This is a genomic window from Cognatishimia sp. WU-CL00825, from assembly GCF_040364665.1.
GTDB lineage: Bacteria > Pseudomonadota > Alphaproteobacteria > Rhodobacterales > Rhodobacteraceae > Cognatishimia.
Genome location: NZ_BAABWX010000004.1, coordinates 104,686 through 126,832, shown reverse-complemented (window position 1 = coordinate 126,832; position 22,147 = coordinate 104,686). Strand labels below are relative to the sequence as shown.

General features: G+C 54.1%; 20 protein-coding genes. 4 read left to right on the top strand and 16 right to left on the bottom strand.

Going from position 1 to position 22,147, the window contains the following annotated elements; genetic code table 11:
- Positions 1-18: 18 nt before the first annotated feature.
- The 3 genes from ABXG94_RS14075 to ABXG94_RS14065 all read right to left on the bottom strand — a co-directional run bounded on the left by ABXG94_RS14075 (position 19) and on the right by ABXG94_RS14065 (position 4,451).
- Positions 19-870: a 4-(cytidine 5'-diphospho)-2-C-methyl-D-erythritol kinase gene (locus ABXG94_RS14075; protein ID WP_353535222.1), complete on the bottom strand. Its 852-nt coding sequence runs from the start codon at positions 868-870 to the stop codon at positions 19-21.
- A complete protein-coding gene (locus tag ABXG94_RS14070) occupies positions 860-2,578 on the bottom strand; it encodes a tetratricopeptide repeat protein (RefSeq protein ID WP_353535220.1) in 1,719 nt (572 codons plus the stop codon). Before ABXG94_RS14070 ends, ABXG94_RS14075 begins: the two co-directional genes overlap by 11 nt.
- 223 nt (positions 2,579-2,801) lie before the next feature.
- A complete protein-coding gene (locus ABXG94_RS14065) occupies positions 2,802-4,451 on the bottom strand; it encodes an electron transfer flavoprotein-ubiquinone oxidoreductase (protein WP_353535218.1) in 1,650 nt (549 codons plus the stop codon).
- Between the two features lie 358 nt (positions 4,452-4,809).
- Between ABXG94_RS14065 and greA the strand changes: the two genes are divergently transcribed.
- Positions 4,810-5,280 carry a transcription elongation factor GreA gene (gene greA / locus ABXG94_RS14060; RefSeq protein ID WP_353535216.1) on the top strand — a complete coding sequence of 157 codons (471 nt, stop codon included), beginning with the start codon at positions 4,810-4,812 and terminating at the stop codon, positions 5,278-5,280.
- A 29-nt stretch (positions 5,281-5,309) separates the two neighbouring features.
- Positions 5,310-6,329, top strand: coding sequence for a hypothetical protein (locus ABXG94_RS14055; protein ID WP_353535213.1), 1,020 nt, complete (start codon positions 5,310-5,312; stop codon positions 6,327-6,329).
- Between the two features lie 14 nt (positions 6,330-6,343).
- Here ABXG94_RS14055 and ABXG94_RS14050 read toward each other — a convergent pair whose 3' ends face one another.
- The 9 genes from ABXG94_RS14050 to ABXG94_RS14010 form a co-directional block, all read right to left on the bottom strand.
- Entirely contained in the window at positions 6,344-7,612 is a 1,269-nt protein-coding gene (locus ABXG94_RS14050) for a molybdenum cofactor synthesis domain-containing protein (protein WP_353535212.1), read from the bottom strand.
- 1 nt (position 7,613) lies between these two features.
- A complete protein-coding gene (gene mobB, locus ABXG94_RS14045; RefSeq protein ID WP_353535210.1) occupies positions 7,614-8,114 on the bottom strand; it encodes a molybdopterin-guanine dinucleotide biosynthesis protein B in 501 nt (166 codons plus the stop codon).
- Positions 8,111-8,683 carry a molybdenum cofactor guanylyltransferase MobA gene (mobA, locus tag ABXG94_RS14040; RefSeq protein WP_502901716.1) on the bottom strand — a complete coding sequence of 191 codons (573 nt, stop codon included), beginning with the start codon at positions 8,681-8,683 and terminating at the stop codon, positions 8,111-8,113. The genes mobB and mobA overlap by 4 nt, the downstream gene beginning before the upstream one ends.
- Positions 8,684-8,739: 56 nt before the next feature.
- Positions 8,740-9,621, bottom strand: a complete 882-nt coding sequence (locus ABXG94_RS14035) for a formate dehydrogenase accessory sulfurtransferase FdhD (protein ID WP_353535207.1) — start codon at positions 9,619-9,621, stop codon at positions 8,740-8,742.
- A 216-nt stretch (positions 9,622-9,837) separates the two neighbouring features.
- Complete coding sequence (locus tag ABXG94_RS14030) at positions 9,838-10,464, bottom strand: hypothetical protein (protein WP_353535205.1); 627 nt, start codon at positions 10,462-10,464, stop codon at positions 9,838-9,840.
- Positions 10,465-10,480: 16 nt separating this feature from the next.
- Complete coding sequence (locus tag ABXG94_RS14025) at positions 10,481-10,615, bottom strand: aa3-type cytochrome c oxidase subunit IV (RefSeq protein WP_353535203.1); 135 nt, start codon at positions 10,613-10,615, stop codon at positions 10,481-10,483.
- Positions 10,616-10,762: 147 nt separating this feature from the next.
- Complete coding sequence (locus ABXG94_RS14020; RefSeq protein WP_353535201.1) at positions 10,763-11,221, bottom strand: DUF6173 family protein; 459 nt, start codon at positions 11,219-11,221, stop codon at positions 10,763-10,765.
- A gap of 3 nt (positions 11,222-11,224) precedes the next feature.
- Positions 11,225-12,262 carry an MBL fold metallo-hydrolase gene (locus ABXG94_RS14015; protein WP_353535200.1) on the bottom strand — a complete coding sequence of 346 codons (1,038 nt, stop codon included), beginning with the start codon at positions 12,260-12,262 and terminating at the stop codon, positions 11,225-11,227.
- Positions 12,262-13,977 (bottom strand): acyl-CoA dehydrogenase family protein, encoded by a 1,716-nt coding sequence (locus ABXG94_RS14010; protein ID WP_353535198.1) that lies wholly within the window; start codon positions 13,975-13,977, stop codon positions 12,262-12,264. Before ABXG94_RS14010 ends, ABXG94_RS14015 begins: the two co-directional genes overlap by 1 nt.
- Positions 13,978-14,084: 107 nt before the next feature.
- Here ABXG94_RS14010 and ABXG94_RS14005 point away from each other — a divergent pair, with 107 nt between their 5' ends.
- Complete coding sequence (locus tag ABXG94_RS14005) at positions 14,085-15,035, top strand: L-threonylcarbamoyladenylate synthase (protein ID WP_353535195.1); 951 nt, start codon at positions 14,085-14,087, stop codon at positions 15,033-15,035.
- A gap of 6 nt (positions 15,036-15,041) precedes the next feature.
- On the opposite strand, the gene ABXG94_RS14000 is transcribed toward ABXG94_RS14005, so the two are convergent.
- A complete protein-coding gene (locus tag ABXG94_RS14000; RefSeq protein ID WP_353535193.1) occupies positions 15,042-15,617 on the bottom strand; it encodes a YqgE/AlgH family protein in 576 nt (191 codons plus the stop codon).
- Positions 15,618-15,834: 217 nt separating this feature from the next.
- Between ABXG94_RS14000 and ABXG94_RS13995 the strand changes: the two genes are divergently transcribed.
- Positions 15,835-16,587, top strand: coding sequence for a protein-disulfide reductase DsbD domain-containing protein (locus ABXG94_RS13995; protein WP_353535190.1), 753 nt, complete (start codon positions 15,835-15,837; stop codon positions 16,585-16,587).
- Here ABXG94_RS13995 and ABXG94_RS13990 read toward each other — a convergent pair whose 3' ends face one another.
- The 3 genes from ABXG94_RS13990 to moaB form a co-directional block, all read right to left on the bottom strand.
- Entirely contained in the window at positions 16,588-19,977 is a 3,390-nt protein-coding gene (locus tag ABXG94_RS13990) for an efflux RND transporter permease subunit (RefSeq protein WP_353535188.1), read from the bottom strand.
- A gap of 3 nt (positions 19,978-19,980) precedes the next feature.
- Positions 19,981-21,447 carry an efflux RND transporter periplasmic adaptor subunit gene (locus ABXG94_RS13985; RefSeq protein WP_502901710.1) on the bottom strand — a complete coding sequence of 489 codons (1,467 nt, stop codon included), beginning with the start codon at positions 21,445-21,447 and terminating at the stop codon, positions 19,981-19,983.
- 151 nt (positions 21,448-21,598) lie between these two features.
- Entirely contained in the window at positions 21,599-22,147 is a 549-nt protein-coding gene (gene moaB, locus ABXG94_RS13980) for a molybdenum cofactor biosynthesis protein B (protein WP_353535186.1), read from the bottom strand.

Sequence of the window (22,147 nt, the reverse complement as noted above, 5' to 3'; positions counted from 1 at the left end):
TTTATGTCAAAAACAAACCTAGCTTGCCCCCTGCAGCAAGCCTGTGCGGACCCACCAATCTGGATGGGTTCGTTTTAGGTTTTGGGCAGCTTGCACCAGCTGGTTGCGATCTGAGAATATGGCAAAGCAAGTGGCGCCGGAACCCGACATGCGCGCAAGCGCACAGCCTGGCAGGTCGCGCAATGTTTCAAGGACCTTGCCAATGATCGGGGCTGTTTGCAGGGCGGGCGCTTGTAAATCGTTGCGTTGTTTTTTGAGCCAAGCCACAAAATCGGCCGCGGCTGAAAAGCTGGGTATCTGGTCTTGCATTGGCGCATTATCAGGTGTTTTCAAAGCCTTGAAGATCAAAGGTGTCGGCACCGAAACACCGGGGTTTACCAAAAGCACCGGGCAATCCGGAATGCCTGACAGCAGTTGCAGTTGCTCGCCAATACCCGACATACGTTGCGGCTTGGGATTTAGACAGACAGGCACATCGGCTCCCAACGCCAGACAGTCTTGTGCGGTGGGCAGAGATTTTTTCCAGAACTGAGACAGCGCGCGCAGGGCCGCCGCGGCATCAGAGGAACCTCCGCCGATGCCAGACGCCGCAGGTAAATCTTTGTGCAAATCCAGCGCGGCACCCTGACCTGTGTCAAACATTGCCGCCGCCTTTAGGACGAGATTGCTTTTGTCCGCCGGCACGCCCCGAGCCATCGGACCGTGTACTTTCAAAGAAAGGTCTGTCGCTGGCTGTACAGTGATTTGATCGCCGATGTCTGCAAATACAACCAGAGAATCAAGTAGGTGATACCCATCCGCGCGGCGGCCTGTCACATGCAGCGTCAAATTGATTTTAGCCGGGGCAAAGGCCGTGACCTTAGCCGTCATTGGCCACCTGTATCGGGTCAAGCCCCTCTTCGGCGAGCACCACATCAAGCCCAACATCCAATTTACGCCGGATACGCTCTGGGTTGGCCTCTATTGCAGAGGCGTCATCGACAAACGACAGAGCTCTGCGCCATTGGAATTCCGCCTCGGTTTTACGCCCAACGGCCCAATACACATCGCCAAGATGGTCATTCACAACCGGATCAACCGGCATCAACTCGGTGGCGCGCTCCATGTGGCTGACAGCTTCGTCATAGCGGCCGAGCCGATAAAGCACCCAGCCAAGACTATCCACAATATAGCCACTGTCAGGTCGGGCGGCGACGGCGCTTTCGATCATGGCCAGTGCTTCGTCGAGCTTGATCTGCTTCTCAACCAGAGAATAGCCGAGATAGTTCAGAACCTGGGGCTGTCCCGGGTTAAGATCAAGCGCCATGCGAAAATCGGCTTCGGCCTGTTCCCATTTACCGAGGCGCTCAAAGGAAATCGCCCGCGCATAGTAGGAAAACCACTGGCTTTCATCAGGCCCATCAAACAAGGAAAGCGCACGGTCATAGGCTTTGGCGGCATTTTCAAAATCTTGCTGCTGGCGCAAAATATCGCCCAACGAGGTATGCACGATTGGCAAGTCGCCATGGGTGCGGGCCAATTGCTGAAGCACTTCTACCGCAGCTTCGACCTTGTTGCTGTGGCGCAGAGCGTCGGCGCGGCCCAATTCAGCGGCATGAAAGGCAATATGGCCAGCGGGCACGCTTTGATAGGCTTCGGTGGCCAGATCGTATTGCTGAAGGGATTCCAAAAGCTCCGCAGATAGCAATAAGGCGTCAACATGATCGGGTCTTAGGAATTCAGCAGTGCGGGTATAAAGCAGCGTGTAATCCGCGGCGGCCTCGTCCTGAAGGGCGCTTGCAATGCTATAAAACACCTCGGCCATGCCGTCACGTGGGCTGCGCACATGCGAAAACGGCAGGGTCTTTCCGGCAGAGAGCTGCGCACGCATCGCACGCAACTGTGGATCAAGATCCAAACCAAACAGCGCGTCAAGCACCACCAGGGCGTCCTCGTTCCGCTCGAGTTGACTTAAAATTTCGATGTGCGACATCGCCCCACGCCGGGTAACGCGCACGGAACTTGCGCTGTCACCGCCATAAATGTTTTCGGCACCCTCAAAATCCCCAACCGAGGCCAATGCCAATGCTTTGTGATAAAGCGCGAAACCCGCCAAGCCCTGTTGGCTGGCAACGCGGTCAAATTCAGCCAAGGCTGCAGCCATGTCACCTTCGCCCAATAGGCTCCAGGCGCTCAGCAAACCGTCGACGAGCGGACCGATGCCCTTCTCTTCGGATACCCGCTCAAGAACGCGAGCGTAATTTTGTTTGTCGATCGCATCCGCGAACAAGGCCATATTGCCGATCTGACTATTGACGCCTTGGGAATCCAGCATCCGGGCAACCGGAATGGTGGATGTCATCTTGCCCAATGCCAAATTTGCAAGAACCAAGTTTTCCAGCAAGAAAGTATCCGACGGTGCTCGGGCTAGCAGTTGGGTGTAATAGCGCGCTGCGCTGACGTAGTCACTGCTGGCGCTCGCAGACCGTGCCGCCAAATAGGCCCCAGCAGAACTGTCAGCTATGGCCGACGTGGCAGCAAGGCTTGAACCGCCCATTAAGACGGTGACAGCCAACATTCGCAGGGTATTTCTGGGCACAAGCGGCTCCTTATTGAAGGGGTCGTGCCCAGAACCCTAAACGTCAGAGAATTGAGTGGCAATGCCACTTTGGTCGCTCCTGAAAGCGAAAAATCCAATATAATCGAAGGTGCTAACAATTCTGCGCGAGAAGCTGCGTACTTAAACAGGGTTTGTAGATCACAAGATCGAGAGCAAAACGCCCGCTAAAGAGCGGGCGTTTGCAAATGTGTTTGTGGGCAACTTACATATTTGGATAGTTTGGACCGTCGCCACCCTGGGGCGTCACCCAGTTGATATTCTGTGCCGGGTCTTTGATGTCACAGGTTTTACAATGCACGCAGTTCTGGAAATTCACGACAAACTCGGGCTTGCCGTCTTTTTCCACGATTTCATAAACACCGGCAGGGCAATAGCGCTGTGCCGGCTCGTTGTACATTGGCAGGTTATCCGTGATCGGAACCATCGGGTCAGCAAGCTGCAAATGACAAGGCTGGCTTTCTTCATGGTTGGTCATCGCAAAGCTAACGTTGGTCAAGCGATCAAAGGAAAGCTTTCCGTCAGGTTTTGGATAATCTATCGGCTTGTGTGCGGATGCTGGTTCTGTGGACGCTGCATCCGTTTTGCCGTGTTTGACAGTGCCAAACAGCGAAAATTTGAAAATCGACTGAAACCACATATCAAAGCCACCCAAGGCCAAACCGCCCAGGGGACCCAATTTGCCGTTAAGGGGGGCGACATTGCGCACGCGTTTTAAGTCTTTGCCAACCGGTCCTTTGCGCAGCGCTTCACCATAGTCATGCAGCGTATCGCCGGAGCGACCTTCTTTGATGGCCGCATAGGCCGCTTCTGCTGCGTCGATACCAGAATGCATTGCATTGTGGTTGCCCTTGATGCGGGGCAGGTTCACCAAACCAGCTGAACAGCCAAGCAAAGCACCGCCAGGGAAGGCAACCTGTGGGATGGATTGATACCCACCCTTTGTCACCGCACGGGCACCATAAGCAACGCGTTTGCCACCTTTAAGCAGCTCTGCAATTTTTGGATGATGCTTGAGGCGTTGGAATTCCATATAAGGGAAGAGATGCGGGTTCTTGTAGTTCAGGTCGATAATATAGCCCACGTACACTTGGTTATTGTCCAAATGATAGACAAACGAGCCGCCTGAATTTTTGAAGCCCAGCGGCCAGCCCATGGTGTGGGTGACTTCACCTTCATTATGTTTGGCTGGGTCCACTTCCCAGATCTCTTTCATGCCAAGCCCAAATTTTGGAACGTCGCATTCGTCAGCCAATCCGTATTTTTCGATCACTTCTTTTGAAAGCGACCCGCGCACACCCTCAGAAAGGAACACGTATTTTCCGTGCAGCACCATTCCAGGCTCGCTGTTAGGGCCAAGGGTGCCATCGGATTCGAGGCCAAAGACCCCAGCGACCACGCCTTTGACGATACCATTTTCGCCGTAGACCAGTTCAGAGCAGGCCATGCCCGGAAAGATTTCAACGCCGAGAGCTTCAGCTTGCTCGGCCATCCAACGGCAAACATTGCCCATCGAAACGATGTAGTTTCCGTGGTTGTTCATCAAAGGCGGCATGATGAAGTTCGGCAGACGAATACCGCCCGCTTCACCCAAGACATAAAAATTGTCTTCTTTGACCGGCACTGTCACTGGCGCGCCTTTTTCTTTCCAGTCCGGCATGAGCCGGGTTAGTCCCGCAGGATCAAGCACAGCGCCCGACAGGATATGTGCCCCTACTTCAGAGCCTTTTTCCAATACAACAACGTTGAGATCGGCATCTAATTGCTTAAGACGGATCGCTGCAGACAGGCCTGCTGGGCCTGCGCCAACGATAACGACGTCATATTCCATTGCTTCGCGTTCGATTTCGGCCATCAGGGCTTCCTTCCTCCGGGTGGCTGGCGAGAAATTTTGTTGCGCGATTGCTAGCGCTTTATTGCGGGATGCGTCAATGCGGACGCGACGCGAAAATGAAAGTAAACGTCACGTTTGTTCCCGCGAAGCTGATTTGTCACAAGAAGACGCCTTCCTTTGGCTTGACTTACCAAAAACTTGGCACAAAATCTGACGTCCTTTTGGAGGGAATTACTCAGGCCAAGCGAAAATTTACAAAAGTTGGACAATTTCCAGCTTTCGCTTGCATTCACATTCGGCTTTAGGTCAGGTAATTCAATCGACGACGCCTGTGGCCATCTGCGCCCCGGCTAGAAAAGAAAATTTTGGGGAACGACAGATGGAAAAGATCCCGATGACTCGCGCGGGTTGTGTCGCGCTTGAGGCAGAACTGAAGACACTAAAGGCGGTAGAACGTCCTGCAATTATCCGCGCAATTGCCGAAGCACGTGAGCTGGGTGATTTGAAAGAGAACGCGGAATACCATTCCGCGCGTGAAAAGCAGGGCTTTATCGAAGGCCGCATTAAAGAGCTGGAGGGCACTTTATCTTTGGCGGATGTCATTGACCCCGCCAGCCTGAGCGGTTCTGTCAAATTCGGTGCCACGGTGACTGTTGCTGACGAAGACACCGATGCCGAGAAAACTTGGCAAATTGTGGGTGAATACGAAGCAAATGTTGAAAATGGTTTGCTAAATATCCGCTCACCGATCGCGCGAGCCTTGATCGGTAAAGAGGAAGGCGACAGTGTAGAAGTGCGCACCCCGGGTGGTGTTAAAAGCTATGAGATTGTAGAAATCTCTTACGTATGACGCCCGCAAATTGCGGGGCGGAGCTGTAAATGGTTGATGAGAGTAACGGCAATGCGACGCCGATCGGATTGTATGATCGCCCCCGCTCGCGCGATGTGACCGGGATCGAAATCGTTGCGGTTGCCCTTAGTTTATTGTGGCTATTGGGGACGGTGGTTTTCTTTCTGGTGCTTGAACCACGCTCTGAAAGCATCAATTCGCTGCAATTTATCATGACCATGTTGGCTATTTTCATGCCGGTGGCGATGATCTGGGTTGCTGCGATGGCAGCGCGCTCTAGCCGGGTCATGCGTGAAGAAGGTCAACGTCTGAACGCCGCTGTAGAAGCGCTGCGCCAAAGTTACATGGCGCAAGCGCAGGGCAGCAGTCGCGTTGGGCTAGAACCAACCATTTCCAAAAAGCTTGATGAAATAGCGGCAGCGCAGCGCAAAACCGAAACGGCGATTGCCATGTTCAGCACCAGCCGCGAAACCCATGCGGCGCGGGCCCCGGTGACCGAAACCGTCGCTGTTCCTATTGTCGACGAAGAAGATCAAGGGCTGCTGGCGCTTGGCACCTCTGCAGAAGACCTGGCCCCACCGCTGCCGCACAGCGACTTGATCCGTGCCATGCATTTCCCGGAAACCGCCGAAGACCAAGACGGGTTTAATGCCTTGCGCAAGGCATTGCGAGATCGTCAGGCCAGCCAGCTTATTCAGGCGGCACAAGATGTTCTGACGCTTTTGTCCCAAGACGGCATCTATATGGACGATCTGCGCCCGGATTTGGCGCGGCCTGAAATTTGGCGACTGTTTGCCGAAGGCATTCGGGGTCGTGAAATTGCGGCACTTGGGGGTGTTCGTGATCGCTCATCCTTGGCATTGGCGGCGGGCCGCATGAAGCAAGATCCGATATTTCGAGATGCCGCGCACCACTTTTTGCGTCGGTTTGATAAAACCATTGTGGAATTTGAAAAAACTGCCTCGGATTCTGAACTGACATCGATGTCAGAAACCCGCACTGCCCGCGCCTTTATGTTGCTAGGGCGCGTCGCGGGGATATTTGACTAAGAACTGACGTGCTCTTAGAGCCCAAAGTCGCTGAAAGGCAGATACCGAACGGGTGTGCCCGGGACAATCTGTATAGTTTCGTCTGGCAATTCGACCAGACCTTCTGCCCAGCTTAGGCTTGAAACGCGCCCTGAGCCTTCAGATTCAAAGACTTCGACGCGCCCCTCGCGAAGACGTGCCCGAAGGTATTCGCGCCGGCCAGCCTTTTTGATCTTGGAAAAATGTGCAGGCAGCATCAACCCTGTGGGAAGCGACCACCCTTGGCCAGACAACACCCCCATTGCTGGGCGGGCAAACATTAGCGCGCAGACCATGGCTGCCACTGGATTGCCCGGAAGCCCAAAGACCGGCGTTTGTTGCCACATCGCCAGCACCAAGGGTCGACCGGGTTTTAAGGCCATGCGCCAAAGCGTCATAGAGCCTGTATCTTTTAGCAGCGCCGACACGTGGTCTTCGTCCCCAGCCGAGGCCCCGCCAGAAGTCAGAATAACGTCCGCTTTCTTGGCTGCCTGATCAAATGCATCTTGCAACGCATCCCGATTGTCAGGCACACGCCCCAAATCGACGGGCTGGTAACCAAAGCGCGCAAGCATCGCCAACAACATTGGGCGATTGGCGTCAAATATCTGGTCACCGCTGGCATTTTGGCCCGCTTCAACCAACTCGTCTCCGGTGGAAATCACGGCAACCTTCAGCCGGTGTCGAACCGTAACAGTCTGCACGGCGGTAGCCGCCATAAATGCCAGATCGGCTGGCGTTACGATTCGGCCGGACGGCAAAATTTCTTGAGCTTCTTTGGCATCTTCGCCTGCATCGCGCGCATTGGATCCCGCTTTTATCGGCCCTTGAAAAGCGATCTCGCCATCACGTAGTTGCACGTCTTCCTGCATAATGACGGTGTTTGTGCCTTTGGGCATCGACGCGCCCGTCAGCACCCGCACAGCATGTCCTTGTGGCACGACCCCATCAAAAGGCTGGCCAGCCGCCGAGCGCCCATTCACAAGTGGCATCACGCGGGTGCCAGCTGGTTGATCTCCTCCATCAAAGGCATAGCCATCCATCGCTGCATTTGGTGTCGGAGGATTGTCGCGCCGCGCGGCCACAGGTTTTGCGAGAACCCGACCAAGGGCCTGGCTTATAGGAAGTGTCTCCGTCCCGGCAATTACCGACAATCTAGTTTGAAGCAGCGCATGCGCTTCTGCGACCGGCGTCCAATGCTGGCCTGGTGGCAAAGCAAAGCAATCGTTTGTTAAAGGTGGCGGCTGTTGATCGATCTCTGTCATTTCAGCGCTCTTTCAGCATGCAATGTGCGACCACAAAGCTGGCAATGGCCTGGGTGTCGTTTAAATCAAATTGTGGCAAATCAGAATGAACCTCAACATCCGCCGCCACCGCGACAATGCTTGGGTTTTCTGGTGCCAATAAAGGGTGTTGTGTGGCGGCACGATGACATTCGATCTTGGGATGTGGTTCTGATTTGAACCCTTCGACCAAAACCAAATCAACCGGTGCAAGCCGTGACACCAAATCTGAGAGGCGGGGCGGCGAGGCGTTTTGATGTTCACGCATCAGAGCGAAACGCTGGTCTGAGGCCAACATCACTTCTTGAGCGCCTGCCTTGCGATGCCGAAAACTGTCGGTTCCCGGCACATCCAGATCAACATTGTGATGCGTGCGCTTGATGGTAGAAACGGAATATCCACGCTTGACTAACTCGGATACAAGCCGTTCCATCAACCCCGTTTTACCAGCATTCTTTAGCCCGGTTACGCCAAATACCTTCATCTTCCAGCCTCGATAATTTGGCGCGCTGATGCCAATTCTTGCGGAGTGTTGATGTTAAAAAACGGGTCATGCGCGGATGCATCAAAAACGGCTTGATTTGCCCGGTGCCGGTCGGTCCACAACACGACTTTGCGCAAACCGCCCTGTAGGGCGGATCGCAGATCGTCGCGTAGTGCAACGGGCCAGATGCCAAAGGTCGGCTGACGCCAAATTTTATTGTCGTTGCCGCGACTGCACGCCAAAGCCAAAGGCGTGGGCATGTCTTTTGTGGCGTTTTGCAATTTGGCGACCAAATCGAGCGGGAAAAACGGTGTGTCTGCTGCGGCAGTGACAATGCAATCACGGCCTTGCTCAGCGGCCCAATCCAACCCTGCCAACACCCCAGCCAATGGCCCCGGGAATTCCGAAACAGAATCTGGCAATATGGGCAGGCCGGTATCTGCGAACCTATCCGCGTCACCATTGGCATTTAGGGCCAGACCCGCAACCTGCGGTGACAGGCGGTTGATGACGTGATCCAGCAAGCTTTGGCCACATAGATCAAGTCGCCCCTTGTCGCCACCGCCCATGCGCGTGGCGCGCCCACCGGCCAGAATAACGCCAAGCGGTTTTTGGACATGCTGCCTCAATCGCCAGATCCCTTGCGCCGGTTTTTTGGGGGCTCATCCGAAATACTTGCCGGATCAACGTCGCGCTCTAGGCGCTGATGTCCAGACAGGCAAACATATCTTTGCCCGCGTAATCGACCAATAAGGGTCAAGCCCACCTGCTGGGCAATTTCGACCCCCCAGGCGGTAAAACCGGATCGACTGGCCAATACTGGAATGCCCATCAAAGCGGTTTTGATCACCATTTCAGAGGTCAAACGACCGGTGGTATAAAGCAGTTTATCCTGGGCCTTGGTTTGGGTTTCAAACATCCAACCCGCAACTTTATCAACAGCATTATGCCGCCCGACGTCTTCCATATAGACAAGGGGATCTGCGCCTTTGCAAAGAACGGTCCCGTGTATCGCACCCGCTTCCAGATACAGCGACGGGGTGCGATTGATCTGTGCAGATAGGGCATACAGATCAGACGCCTTGATCCGGCTGTCAGGCAGTGTCAGGCCTTCGATGCCCTCCATCATATCACCAAAAACAGTCCCAACGGCACATCCGCTGGTTCTGGTCTTTTTCTTTAGCTTTTCTTCATGGTTGGTTTCCCGGGCGGTGCGCACCACAACGGTTTCTAATTCAGCGTCAAAATCGACCTGAGTGACCTTTTCGTTGGGCTGCAACATGCCTTGATTCAACAGGAAGCCAAGCCCAAGATATTGGGGGTAATCCCCTATTGTCATGGCTGTCACAATTTCCCGACTGTTGAGAAATATTGTCAGGGGGCGTTCTTCGACAACCGAAATATCTGTTTCATTGCCCTGATGATCCACACCCGACACACGGCGGGTCAGGTCCGCCCGATCAGGATCGGGTGCGATCACATACTGATGTTTTTCTAAGGTCGCCAATTGCTTCTCTTCGGTTGCAGGAAAAGGCTAATATATGTGGCAAATTTAAGCATTGTTGACCGCAACCACCACCTTTAATCCGCCTCATGGCATGGTATTTGCGACGCAATGCACAGTCTGAGGGCCGCGGAATTGCTCGTCACATAGGGCGCAGTAGCGCTAACGCATATGTGGGTAGAGATTACAGCATGCGAGGTATGCAAATACGCCTAATGCTTATTGCTCTTGCAAATACTCTGGTACGAAATCTCGCAAGGCATTGGACTTGTCGTCTTCGTCATATTCATACAAACGGCGAAAGCTTGCGCCCTTGGCCGCAAATGTTTCCATCAATTTGGTCGGGTAGTAAGACCGTTTTACATCTTCAAACCCGGGCAATTGTGACAGAAGCGTCGCTGTCGACAGGGCGCATTGTGATTGCATCACCGCATCATGACTTAGAATCATTTGCAGCGCTTGTTCAGCCACCTGCGGGGAAACAACGATCTCTTGGATCACCACATGAAACGTTTCACGCGCATGAAAGCGAGTGTAGCGATCCACCATATAAGGCGTCATACCATAAACCGTATCGTTTCTAGACACGATATCTTCGTGGCGAAACGACCCAGCTGGGTCAAAGGCAACACGCTGGCTGCCATTCACCATCAAAGAGGTATGCGCGCCCGACCCTGTCCGATTAGACAGCATGGTAAACAAAGTTAGCTTTGGCGGGCCATTGTGACGATAGGCAGCGCGCGAAACTTCTTCGAACGAAGCGCCACCTTTGTTTGGGACGGTACATGCAACCAATGTGCTGGTTGCCGCAACCAAAGCTGCCGCTTGAAGCAATCGTCTGATCACACGCCCCGCCAGCATCTTAGACGTTTACGATCGCTAGAAAGATCAGCACAAAAATGGCTGCCCCTGCGACATAGGTCGACGCTTTGATAAAGCCGTCAAATACCTTTTCCTGAACTTCAGTGTTCATTGTGCCATGTTCATGTTCGGCCATCTTGAAGAGTCCTCTCGTTCGTGTTTGGCCGCTGGATACTGCATTTTAAGCACACTGTCACCACGCCAATCTGACTTTAGTTGCTGCAAATTTACACAGGTAAGCAAGAAAATCAAAGCACCATTGCGCGCTTTGATGTGCAAGCTATCACTTTGCTTTGTCTTCCAGATCTTTGGCCAGTCGAAAACCAATACGCACGGGTTCTTTGGCTTCTCTTGGTTTTGGCAGGGCGCGCAGCATTACATTTAGTTGGCTGACATGCTGCACCAGTTGGGTTTTGGCCCCGCCAGTGTCAGAACCGTAGAACGTGACGATATCCGGATCAAAAAAGCCCATCCCCTCGATGCGCAGCACCCCCGCGTCGCCACCGGTAAATCCCATTGCGACCTCGTGGGTGTTGTCGAGTTGTTGCTCAAAATTCTGAATATAAAGGATCAGGCGTTCATAAGCCCATTCGGCTGGGCTTTTCTGTTGCACAGGCTTTGTATCAACACAGGCTGGCAGGTCGGTTTTGCCAGCACCTTCAGAGGTGGTGTCGACCTCATAGCGCCGCGGCAATGCTGCCGCTTCTTCAACTTCTGCGGAGGTTTTGATCTCGTCGCCCATCGGTCATCCTTTTTTGTGCCATATCCAAGCGCCATCATCACGGCGGGTCCGGCTGATGTCACCAAGATGGTACAGATGATTGAGATGAGCAATCGCTTCCACCAAAGCGAGCCCATATTCGCCCGCGCCGATGCTGCGTTTAAAGAGCGGCGGAAAACACTCTCCGGCCGTGCGCGGTTGGTCAAGATGTGCACTAAGACGACTGAGCGCGCCATGATGATTGTCAATCAACTGCCGCATGCGGGTGGGTAAGCCAGTAAAGGGCAATTTGTGCCCTCCAAGCACCAATTGATCCGGGTGTGCAAGTGTCTCTAGCCGTGCGCAGGCCTCCATCCAATCAGCCACCGGATCTGCTTCAGGCTCGGTGGCATAGACGCCAATGTTAGAACTGATCGAAGGGAGAATTTGGTCGCCTGAAATCACGAGATTGTCATCGCGTGACCACAGCGTCAGGTGTTCCGGGGCGTGGCCATTGCCCATGTGAACGTCCCAATTCCGCCCACCGATCCGAATCACGTCGTCTTGCTTGATCCGCTTAAAACCCAGGGGCATGGGATAGACGACGTCGGCAAAATTAAACGGCCGCTCTGACTTTCGCTGTTGGAAAACTGCCTCATCCATGCCCGCTGACAGATAAAAATCCAAGGTTTCCTGCCGCGGCACCGCCTGTTCATCAAGCTGCAACATACGCGCAAACAACCAGGCTGTGCGTGTTGTCCAGAGCCTGGCACCAAATTCCGTTTGAAACCAACCAGCAAGCCCGACGTGATCAGGATGGTGATGGGTCACGACGACACGGCCGATCGGCTTGCCTGCCAGTGGCCCCTGCATCAATTTGTGCCAGATGGCGCGTGTGCGGCGTGACGAAAAGCCGGTGTCAATGATGGTCCAGCTGTCGCCGTCATCAAGCGCATAAACGTTGACATGATCTAGCGCCATCGGCAGGGGTAAACGCATCCATAATACGCCAGGAGCGACCTCAATCGCGGTTCCTTCGGCAGGTGGATCTTGCCATGGATATCGAATAGTTGCGCTGCCCATCAAATGCTCAAATCATCGACAGAGATGGCATAGAGATCCGCTGCGCCTTGCATGGCGTGCGCCAGCAATCCTGTGTGTTCCGGCAACAAACGGTTGATATAAAAACGCGCCAAACGCGTGCGCGGGCCATCATGGCCTTCGGCACAGGCCGCCTTGAGATGATAATGCGCGCCCAAAATGCGTGCAAACCCATTCAAATAGGGCACACAACCAGCGAAACGTTGGTTAAAGTCTTTTTGCCCAACCATCCATTCGGTGGCTTCGCGTAATGTCTCTGTCGCGCTCCAGACATCTTCGGCCATGCGGGGGCGGACTGCTCGAGCGCTTTCTGCAAAACTCTCTATTTCTTCTAAGAGAGCATAGGCTGCATCGCCATCGTCCATCATTTTGCGGGCGACCAAATCCATTGCCTGAATGCCATTTGTGCCTTCGTAAATTGAGGTAATACGCACATCGCGTGAATACTGTGCCGCACCGGTTTCTTCAATAAACCCCATGCCACCATGCACTTGCACGCCCAGCTCGGCCACCTTGATGCCGACATCTGTTCCAAAAGATTTGGCGATTGGTGTCAGGAAAGCAGCTCTGGATTTCCAGTCAGCACTATCTGCGGCTTTGCCCATATCCAGCGCAATGGCACATTCCAGTGCGAGGGCACGCGCCGCAAAGGTCTCGGACTTCATTGTTGCCAACATTCGGCGAACGTCTGCGTGATCAATGATGGTGCCTTGACCCTTCACAGGCGTGCGGCCCTGTTTGCGTTCAAGTGCATAAAACAAGGCGTGTTGATAAGCGGCCTCTGCAACGCCAACCCCCTGGGCACCGACCCCAAGGCGCGCATTGTTCATCATGGTGAACATGCATTTCATGCCATCGTGTTCCTGACCGACCAGCCAGCCAGTTGCCTTGTCATATTGCATCACGGCTGTGGGCGAACCATGAATACCTAACTTGTGCTCTAAGCTGACCACCTTAAGCGTATTGGCGACACCTGGCTCGCCATTCGCATCGGGAATATTACGTGGCACCACAAAAAGGCTGATTCCTTTGGTTCCCTTGCCACCATCTGGCAAGCGCGCCAACACCAGATGACAGACGTTTTCCGTAAAATCCGTGTCGCCCCAAGTGATGAATATCTTTTGTCCCGTGATCGCATAAGAGCCATCTTCATTTCGCTCTGCTTTTGTAGACAAGGCACCAACATCCGAACCTGCTTGAGGTTCTGTTAGGTTCATCGTGCCAGACCAGGCGCCAGAAATCAGCTTTGGCAGGTAAATGTCTTTGATGTCATCTGTCGCATGCACTTCCAATGCTTCGATATGTCCTTGGGTCAGCAAGGGATTAAGCTGCAACGCCAAGTTGCCCGCCGCCATCATTTCGTTGACTGCTGTAGAAATCGAAAGAGGCAAGCCCATGCCGCCGTGTTCTGGGCTGGCCGATGTCGAGACCCAACCACCTTCTGCAATTGCTTGAAAAGCTGCCGCAAACCCCGGAGAGCTACGCAGCTTGCCATTTTCTAATTTTGCTGGATCCAAGTCGCCGTTTCGATTTGTGGGGTGCAATACATCTTCTGCCAAGCGGCCCGCCTCGCCCAAAATCGCGCTGACGGTTTCAGCATCTAGTTCGGAAAACGTTTCAGTATCTATCACTTGTGACAAATCCAAAACGTTTTCATAGATATACTGAAAGTCAGCGAGCGGTGCTTGATATGGCATAAGATCGACCCTTGGCGGTTGGCAATGTAAACTTAGTTTATTATGTCTCTTTCGCCATTACCTTAAATATGCGACGAGAACGCGCTATCATAACGCAGCGTCATACCATGACTGACCTAACGACCGAAATTTTACCTGCCAATTCAGCAGGGTTTGAAAGCGCCGCCGCCATTTGGCAGCAGGGTGGCCTTGTCGCGTTCCCTACGGAAACGGTTTATGGGCTTGGTGCTGACGCGCGCAATGATTTGGCTGTGGCAAAGGTATTTGAGGCCAAAGGCCGTCCACACTTCAACCCATTGATTGTACATGTCCAAAGCGTGCTATCTGCACAGCGCTATGTGCAGTGGTCAGATGCGGCAGACCGCTTGGCCGCTGCCTTTTGGCCCGGCCCTCTGACCCTGGTGCTACCGATCAAGCCGAATTCCGGCCTTTCCCCCCTCGTCACCGCAGAATTGCCAACGCTTGCGGTGCGCGTGCCGGCACACCCAATCGCCAAAAGCCTATTAGAGCGTTTTGATGGCCCAATCGCCGCGCCATCCGCCAACCCTTCGGGCAAAATAAGCCCAACCGACGCTATGCATGTAACGGCCGGTCTGGGTGGCAAAATTGATGCCATCGTTGACGGCGGGGCCTGTGATGTAGGGCTTGAAAGCACGATTGTGGGCCTGGCTGATGCCCCCGCTTTGCTGCGTCCAGGGGGCATGCCTCGAGAAGCGTTAGAGGCCGCTTTGGGCGAGGCACTTAACCTGCACAACAGTCAGGATCCCTTGACCGCGCCTGGTCAAATGACATCGCATTATGCCCCAGGTGCCCGCGTCAGGTTAAACGCTGAAGCAGCGCAAAGGGGGGAATTGCTTTTGGGTTTTGGCCCGGTCGATTGTGATCTCAATCTTTCGCATGCAGGGGATCTGCGCGAAGCGGCAGCAAATCTGTTTCATCATCTCCATGCGCTTGATGCGCAAAACGCTGCGGGGATCGCAGTATCGCCTATTCCGGAAAACGGATTGGGTTTGGCAATCAATGATCGCCTTAGGCGCGCTGCTGCCCCACGCGATTGATGTTGGCTATGCCCGCCCCGCACTGGCCGAAAGCGTCAAGGGGTCAATCCCCAAGGAATTAAGCGCTGCTTCCCATTTTGCCTCGTCGCGTAAATCAAAGACAAGCTCAAGAGAGGCATCACAAATCAGCCATCCGTTTGCTGCAATTTCTTCTTCCAACTGATTGGGACCCCAACCGCTATATCCAAGAGCCATAAGCGCTTTTACGGGTCCACCACCCGCGGCAAGATCTTCGATAACATCTATGGTTGCCGTCATCGCAAAGTTTTTGTCGACGAGCAGCGAAGAGATTTGCGACGCGTAGTCCGCCGAATGCAGCACAAACCCGCGCCCACCTTCGACCGGGCCACCAAAATGCAGAGCCATCTGTCGGCTGTCGGGTGTTTCCTCTATAGAAAGCTGTTCCAGCAAATTAGAAAAGCGCATGTCGCCCATCGGCTTGTTCAAGATCAGCCCCATGGCACCATCTTCGCTATGGGCACAGAGCAAAACGATCGAATGGGCAAACCGTGGGTCACTCATGCCTGGCATTGCAATAAGCAACTTGCCTGTCAGATCCAAACCGTCGGTTGTTTCTATCAAATGAATTCCTGCCTTATCTGCAACCACTTACCCTCACAATGTTAGGCCTCAGGCCCTCGAACGCAAGCCCTGACGCCAAGATTACGAGCTTTCGTCACAATCGCTCGCCGGAATGTGAGTTGGCATTTACCAAATGATCGCGCATTTGTGGGGTATGATAAAACCTTGCATATTGGCACTCTTGGCTGCCCCGCTCATTTTTGGCTCTGGACAATCTGTGCGGGCGCAAAATTATGAAGACGCCATAACCGCAGAACTGTTGCCGGGGTGGCGTCAGGCGGACGGAAGCCATGTTGCAGCGGTGCGCATGGTTCTAAAAGAGGGTTGGAAAACTTATTGGCGCGCGCCCGGTGACGGTGGCATACCGCCTCAGCTGCGATGGGCTGGGTCCCGCAATATGCAGCAGATCGAAGTTATCTGGCCGACGCCAACTGTGTTTGACCAAAATGGTTTGCAGTCGCTGGGATACCTGCAAGAAGTCGTCGTTCCTTTGATTGTGGCCCCTACACGCGCCGGAAGAGATATCAGCCTTAACGCGCGATTAGATATTGGCGTGTGCAAAGAGATTTGCGTGCCCGAGACCCTGCGAATCAAAGCACGGCTCCCTGAAGAAAACACCAAGATAGACCCGATGATCGCGGCGGCACTCGCCGAACGCCCCTATTCTGCGCAAGAAGCAGGCGTCCAGCGGGTGGCCTGCAAGATTTCAGCCAACCCAGAAGGGCTTTCAGTATCAGCCGATATTCAAATGCCCAGCGCGGGTGGACGGGAATTTGCGGTTATCGAAACAGATAACCCTGAGCTGTGGGTTGCGCAGGCAGACGCCAATCGCCGCGGGGCAACTTTATCTGTTTCTAGCGACGTTTATCACGTTGAAGATCAGCCCTTCTTGCTGAGCCGCGACGCTTTGCGGTTTACCGTCTTAGGGCAAAACTATGCGGTTGATATTCACGGATGCCAAGCCGGCTGACTAGGCACGTCGCCTTAATTGCACGGCGACCGCAGCGATCACATACCCCAAAAAAGCCAGCGCAGCGGCACCTGCAGCAAACATGCCAAACACCATGAATGTGCTGTCAAAGGTCAAGGCTGCAGGCAGGTAACTTTGTAAAACAGGGTGAATTGACCCTGTGACCGCCTGCCAACCAAGAGTGATTGTAAGCCATGCGGCAGAAATCAATGCAACTGGCAGAACCACGCCCTTCAGCGCATTGGACCGTGCGGCGCGGCGGACCGCGGTGACTTGTCGCGCAATATCTTGCTGTGTTGCCAGCAGCGCAGGCACAACCAACAAAACAAGCAGCATGCCAAAGCCCAACCCATAAACCAGCGTTATCACGGTTGGCTTTAGGAACTGCGCTTGCTGGCTGCGTTCAAACAGCAACGGTGTTAGGCCCAGAACCGTGGTTAGAGTGGTCAACATCACAGGTCGTAATCGGTCGGCTGTCCCTTCAATTATGGACGGCATCAATCCACGTTCTTCTGCGTATTCATCAATCGTAGTCACCAGAACAATTGAATCGTTGATGATAATTCCCGTCATGCCCAGCAACCCAACCACGGTAAACATCGACAATGGTACGCCGTGATAATTATGGCCATAAATTGTGCCAACCAAGCCAAAGGGAATGATTGCCATAACAACCATTGGTCTGGTCCAGCTCGCGAAGACCCAGGCAAGCACGAGATAGATGCCAGCCAGACAAAGTATGAGACCATTGCGCGCATCTTGCAGGAAACTGTCTTCTTGCTCTGACAGGCCAGCCAAACGCCATTCGACCTGATGTATGCTGGCAATCTCGGGCAATATTTCCTCTTGCAGCCGTTGCTCTATCTCGGCTGCGCGGGCTGGATCATCTTCGGATATATCGCCAGTGACCGAGACCACGCGAATGCCGTTTTCACGCCTTACAGTCGAAAAACCGCTGCGCCTGTCAACACTGACCAGATCTGCCAAGGGCACATATATTCCATCCGGAGACCGCATCATTGATCGTTCCAGAAAATCAGCGGTCAACTCACCTTCGGGTAGTTCGACACGAATAACTGCAGTTCTGGGGCCAGAAGGATAGGTCGCGGCCTCGACACCATTCAACCGATTGCGCAGTACACGCCCCAAAGTATCTATGGAAAACCCAAGAGATTGCCCCTGCGGAGTGAGCTCTAATATGACTTCTTCTTTGTCAAAGGGCAGGCTATCTTCGACCGCTGACACCTCTGGGTAAGGCAGCAATGCGTCCTTTAGGGCCTCTGAGGCTTCTTTTAGCGTTTCCGCATTCGATCCAAAAAATTGAACATCCAGTGCATCCCCACCTGGGCCTGAGCGCCAGCCGCGAAAGCTGACCGTCTCGGCCAGTGGGTGTTTTGCCACAAGGTCTTGCAGCTCGCCCACAAAGGCAAAGCTGGAATAGGGGCGCAGGTCGGCATCAATCAGTTCAATGGCAATGCCGCCAAGTTGATCAGGCGTGCGGCTATCAGCCCCGGCCACTCCACGTCCGCTGTTGCCGCCAACTTCGGCCATGACAAAGGCAAGCGGATTTACTCCGTCATATCTTGCCGCGTAATCCGCGCCTAAGGCTTCGGTGGCGCGTTGTAATTCTTGCATCATTTCTAGGCTGTCGGCCCGAGTCGCATCTGCGGACATAATAAAGTTACCGGTGACGGAACCTTGCTCGGGTGCGTTAAAGAAGCGCCATTTTACATCGCCTGTGATGAATAGGCTGGCCTGGGATGCCAAAAGCAAAACTGTGCCCGCCAACACCGGATACCGCGCCCAAACCACCAGCGCCATAATGCGGCGAAAAATTACGTCGCGAAACCAGCGGAAGCCACGGTTCACAACCCGGCTGGGCCAATCATACCAATGGTTTTTTGCGGTATGGGCCAAAGCGTGGCGCATGTGATTGGGCAGTATTAAGAAACATTCAACCAATGAGGCGATCAAAACCACGATGACCGTGAATGGTATGTCAATGATCAAGTCGCGAAACCGGCCGCTGATCGCCGTTAGACCAAAAAAGGCAATGACTGTAGTAAGGGTTGCTGAAAACACTGGCAGGGCCATGCGTTTTGCAGCGGTTTCAGCCGCGACCACTGGCGTTTCACCAAGGCGGCGCGCCCGCATATCGGCGTGTTCACCGACGACAATTGCATCATCAACCACGATACCCAATGTGATGATCAGCCCAAACAGTGAAATCATATTCAACGTCAGGCCCGCAGCATACATCAAAGCAATGGCTGCACACATCGCCACTGGAATACCGGCGGCCACCCAAAACGCAATGCGTGCATTCAAAAACAAGAATAGCAGCGCCAGCACAAGGCTTAGCCCCATCAACCCGTTGTCCAACAACAGATCAAGACGCCCACTGATCGCTTCGGCGCGGGTGCGGATCAGATTGATGCGCACCCCTTCGGGCAACGTTGCCTGCAAGTCTTGCGCAACGTCTTCGACGGTCTTTTGAATGCCAATTGCATCCCCTTTGGCCGAACGATCAATACGCACAGAAATTGCGGCGTTTTCACCAACATAATAGCTGCGATTTCTATTGGCGCTTTCAACGACAACCGTGGCGACATCGCCGACCGTCAACGCGGACCCATCTGGGTTTGACCGCAGTATAATACCGGCAACCTGATCTGCACTGCGCTTTGCAACCCCTGTGCGCACGCGGGTATTGGCACCGGCCACGTCACCCGCCGGATCTGCGGCCACTTCCTGGCCAATCGCAGCTGCAATTTGCGCCATGGTCACGTCATGTGTAATCAAATTGACCGAGGGCACTTCGACGATAGTACTGGGAGAGGCCACTCCGCGAAGCGTGGCACGGGTGACACCTTCGGCAAACAGGCGCACGACAAATTCATCGGCAAACCGCCCCAATTGTTCTGGGGCCAAAGGCCCCGTCAGAACCACATCTGTCACCCGATCTCGCCAAGCGCCACGTCTGACACGCGGATCATCAGCATCTTCGGGCAGCGTGGTCACCGCATCAATCGCGGTTTGCACTTCGTCAGTAGCGCGCGCCATATCCCAACCTGGCTCAAAGTCCATGGTGATCCGCGCCGATCCTTCAGACGAACTGGCTTCCGTCGACGCGACCCCTTCGACTGCCAAAAGAACCGGTTCAAGCACTTGGACAATCGCTGCGTCAACATCCTCGGCCCCTGCCCCATCCCAACCGACTGAGACGCTGACATTATCAACAATAACATCCGGAAAGAATTGTGCCCGCATTTGCGGTGCCGCTGACAATCCAGCCACGACAAGCACAACCAACAAAAGGTTTGCGGCTGTTCCATGCCGAGTAAAGTAGGATAAAAGTCCTTGCGTAGATGCCCCCATGCGCCGCGCCATTGCTTATCCCCCCATCCGCTGTTCAAGTCGCTGAACAACCCCAGCTGGAACCTTGGGCTGCGACAACTGGTTCAAAATGGTTTCTTTGCGCTCGGCGGGCATGCGTTGATTGTTTTGGACAAACGCCATAAGTTTGGCACGACGTTCTTCGGACAATTCCAACAGATCAGGCGTTGGTTCCGCAGGTTCGGTGGCGGTCAGATTGGTCTTATCCTTATCAGCCCCATCCAGAACAGGCTTCACGCGAATGCCCGCCCCCAACAATGGCGTCAATTGCGTCACAGCCAGCCGCCCGTTCAAGTCGCCTGCGCGCAACAAAACCTGATCTCCTTGGCGCCGCAATAAATCTACTGAAATGGCCTCTAGTCGATCCTGGTCACCAACCACCAGAACCCGCCCTTGGGGATCTAGTGCAGCAGAGGGCAAGCGCACCACGCCACGCAGCGGTTGTTCACGCACAGCAACGCTGACGAAATCGCCAGGCTTCAGGCCAGGCGCTTTCGTCAGCGTCGCAAAGACCAGCCGGCCGGTTTGGCCTTCGCCAACGGCGGCGCTATCGCGGCTGATCACACCGTCTGCAAGCAATGCTACACCAGTGGCGTTCAAGGCAACTTTCACCTCTGCCGGGCGCAGATTGCCTTGGGCGGTTAACAGTCGCGCGTATTGCGCCGTCGACACCCGAAATGCCACTTCTAGCGCGCTTGGATCAATCAATTGCGCCAGACGCTCGTTGGCGGAAACCAATCCGCCCTGAACCGCCGATACCTCAGCCAACGTGCCATCAAATTCGGCAATTATCTGAAGATCGTCCAAGTCACGCTTGGCTTCGGCCAATGCGATATTTGCACGGGCAACACGGGTATCCGCTTGGCCTATGCTGGCCTCGGCCTGGGCAAGCGACTGCCTGCGTGACAAGACCTGCTGCTGCGCCGTGGAAAGGTTCAATTCGGCGGTCTCGACCGATGCCGCGGTTCCAACACCCCGTTCAGCCAGATCTTTCTGCCGAACCAATGCGCGCTCTCTAAGGCCCACTTGGTCGTCAGCCGAGGTTTTTTCATCCTGAGCCAACACCAAAGCCTGCTCTGTTTCGCGTTTTTCATCCAATGCCGACTGCAACTCAGTTTCGGCACGGGCCAGCGCATCTTCCGCGTCAGAAGTGTCAATCTGCGCCAAAAGATCCCCCGCGCGGACTTGCCCGCCTTCGCGGAAATCGTCGCTGATATAGCGGAGTACACCTCCGGTCGAGCTGCGCAGATCAAGGGTGCGCTGGCTTTGGACTTCTCCAAACACCGCTATTTCGGGCGTGATTTCGGTCGGCGTCGCGGCCACAACATTGACCGTAAAAATTCTTTCGCGCTTTTGGGGAATACGTGGCTCTTTGTTGACACGTTCCTCCACAGCGCCTGAAACCAAGCCCATGGCAACCACCAATAACCCCGCAGTCACGGCAATCAAAAATAATCCAATCATGCTTTGCCTTAAAAAGCGCATACAATTTCCTCTGAGAGACCCGAAGCCTTGCCACTAACCTGTGCCGAATACGCGCAATTTCCAAGGGCGTGACACATTAAACGTATGGCATTCGCCATTCCGTCGCAAAAAATTGATCTTTTTTGGTCTATTAGTTTTTGGTGCGCTTTAGATGCTCGTCAAGGCGCGGCATTATTTCCACAAAGTTGCAGGGCATGTGTCGGTAGTCCAACTGATATCTTAAAATGTCATCCCAGGCGTCTTTGCAGGCCCCAGTGCTGCCGGGCAGAGCAAATAGATAAGTTCCCTGTGCAACTCCGCCAGTGGCGCGGCTCTGCACAGCAGAGGTGCCAATCTTTTGCATTGAAATGACCGTAAAAGCCGTCGCAAAGGCCTCGATCTCTTTTTCATAGACATCTCGGTGGGCTTCCACGGTGACGTCTCTGCCCGTCAGGCCAGTCCCACCGGTCGAGATAATGACATCGATGTTTTCATCTGCACACCATGTGCGCAATTGGCTGGAAATCTGGTCGCGCTCGTCCTGCAAAATCGTACGCGCTGCCAGAATATGCCCTGCCTTTTCAAGCCGCGCTACCAATGTGTCGCCACTTTTGTCTTGATCCAGACCACGGGTATCGCTGACCGTCAAAATAGCTATTTTCACTGCGATGAAGGGTCGGGATTCGTCTATCTTTGCCAT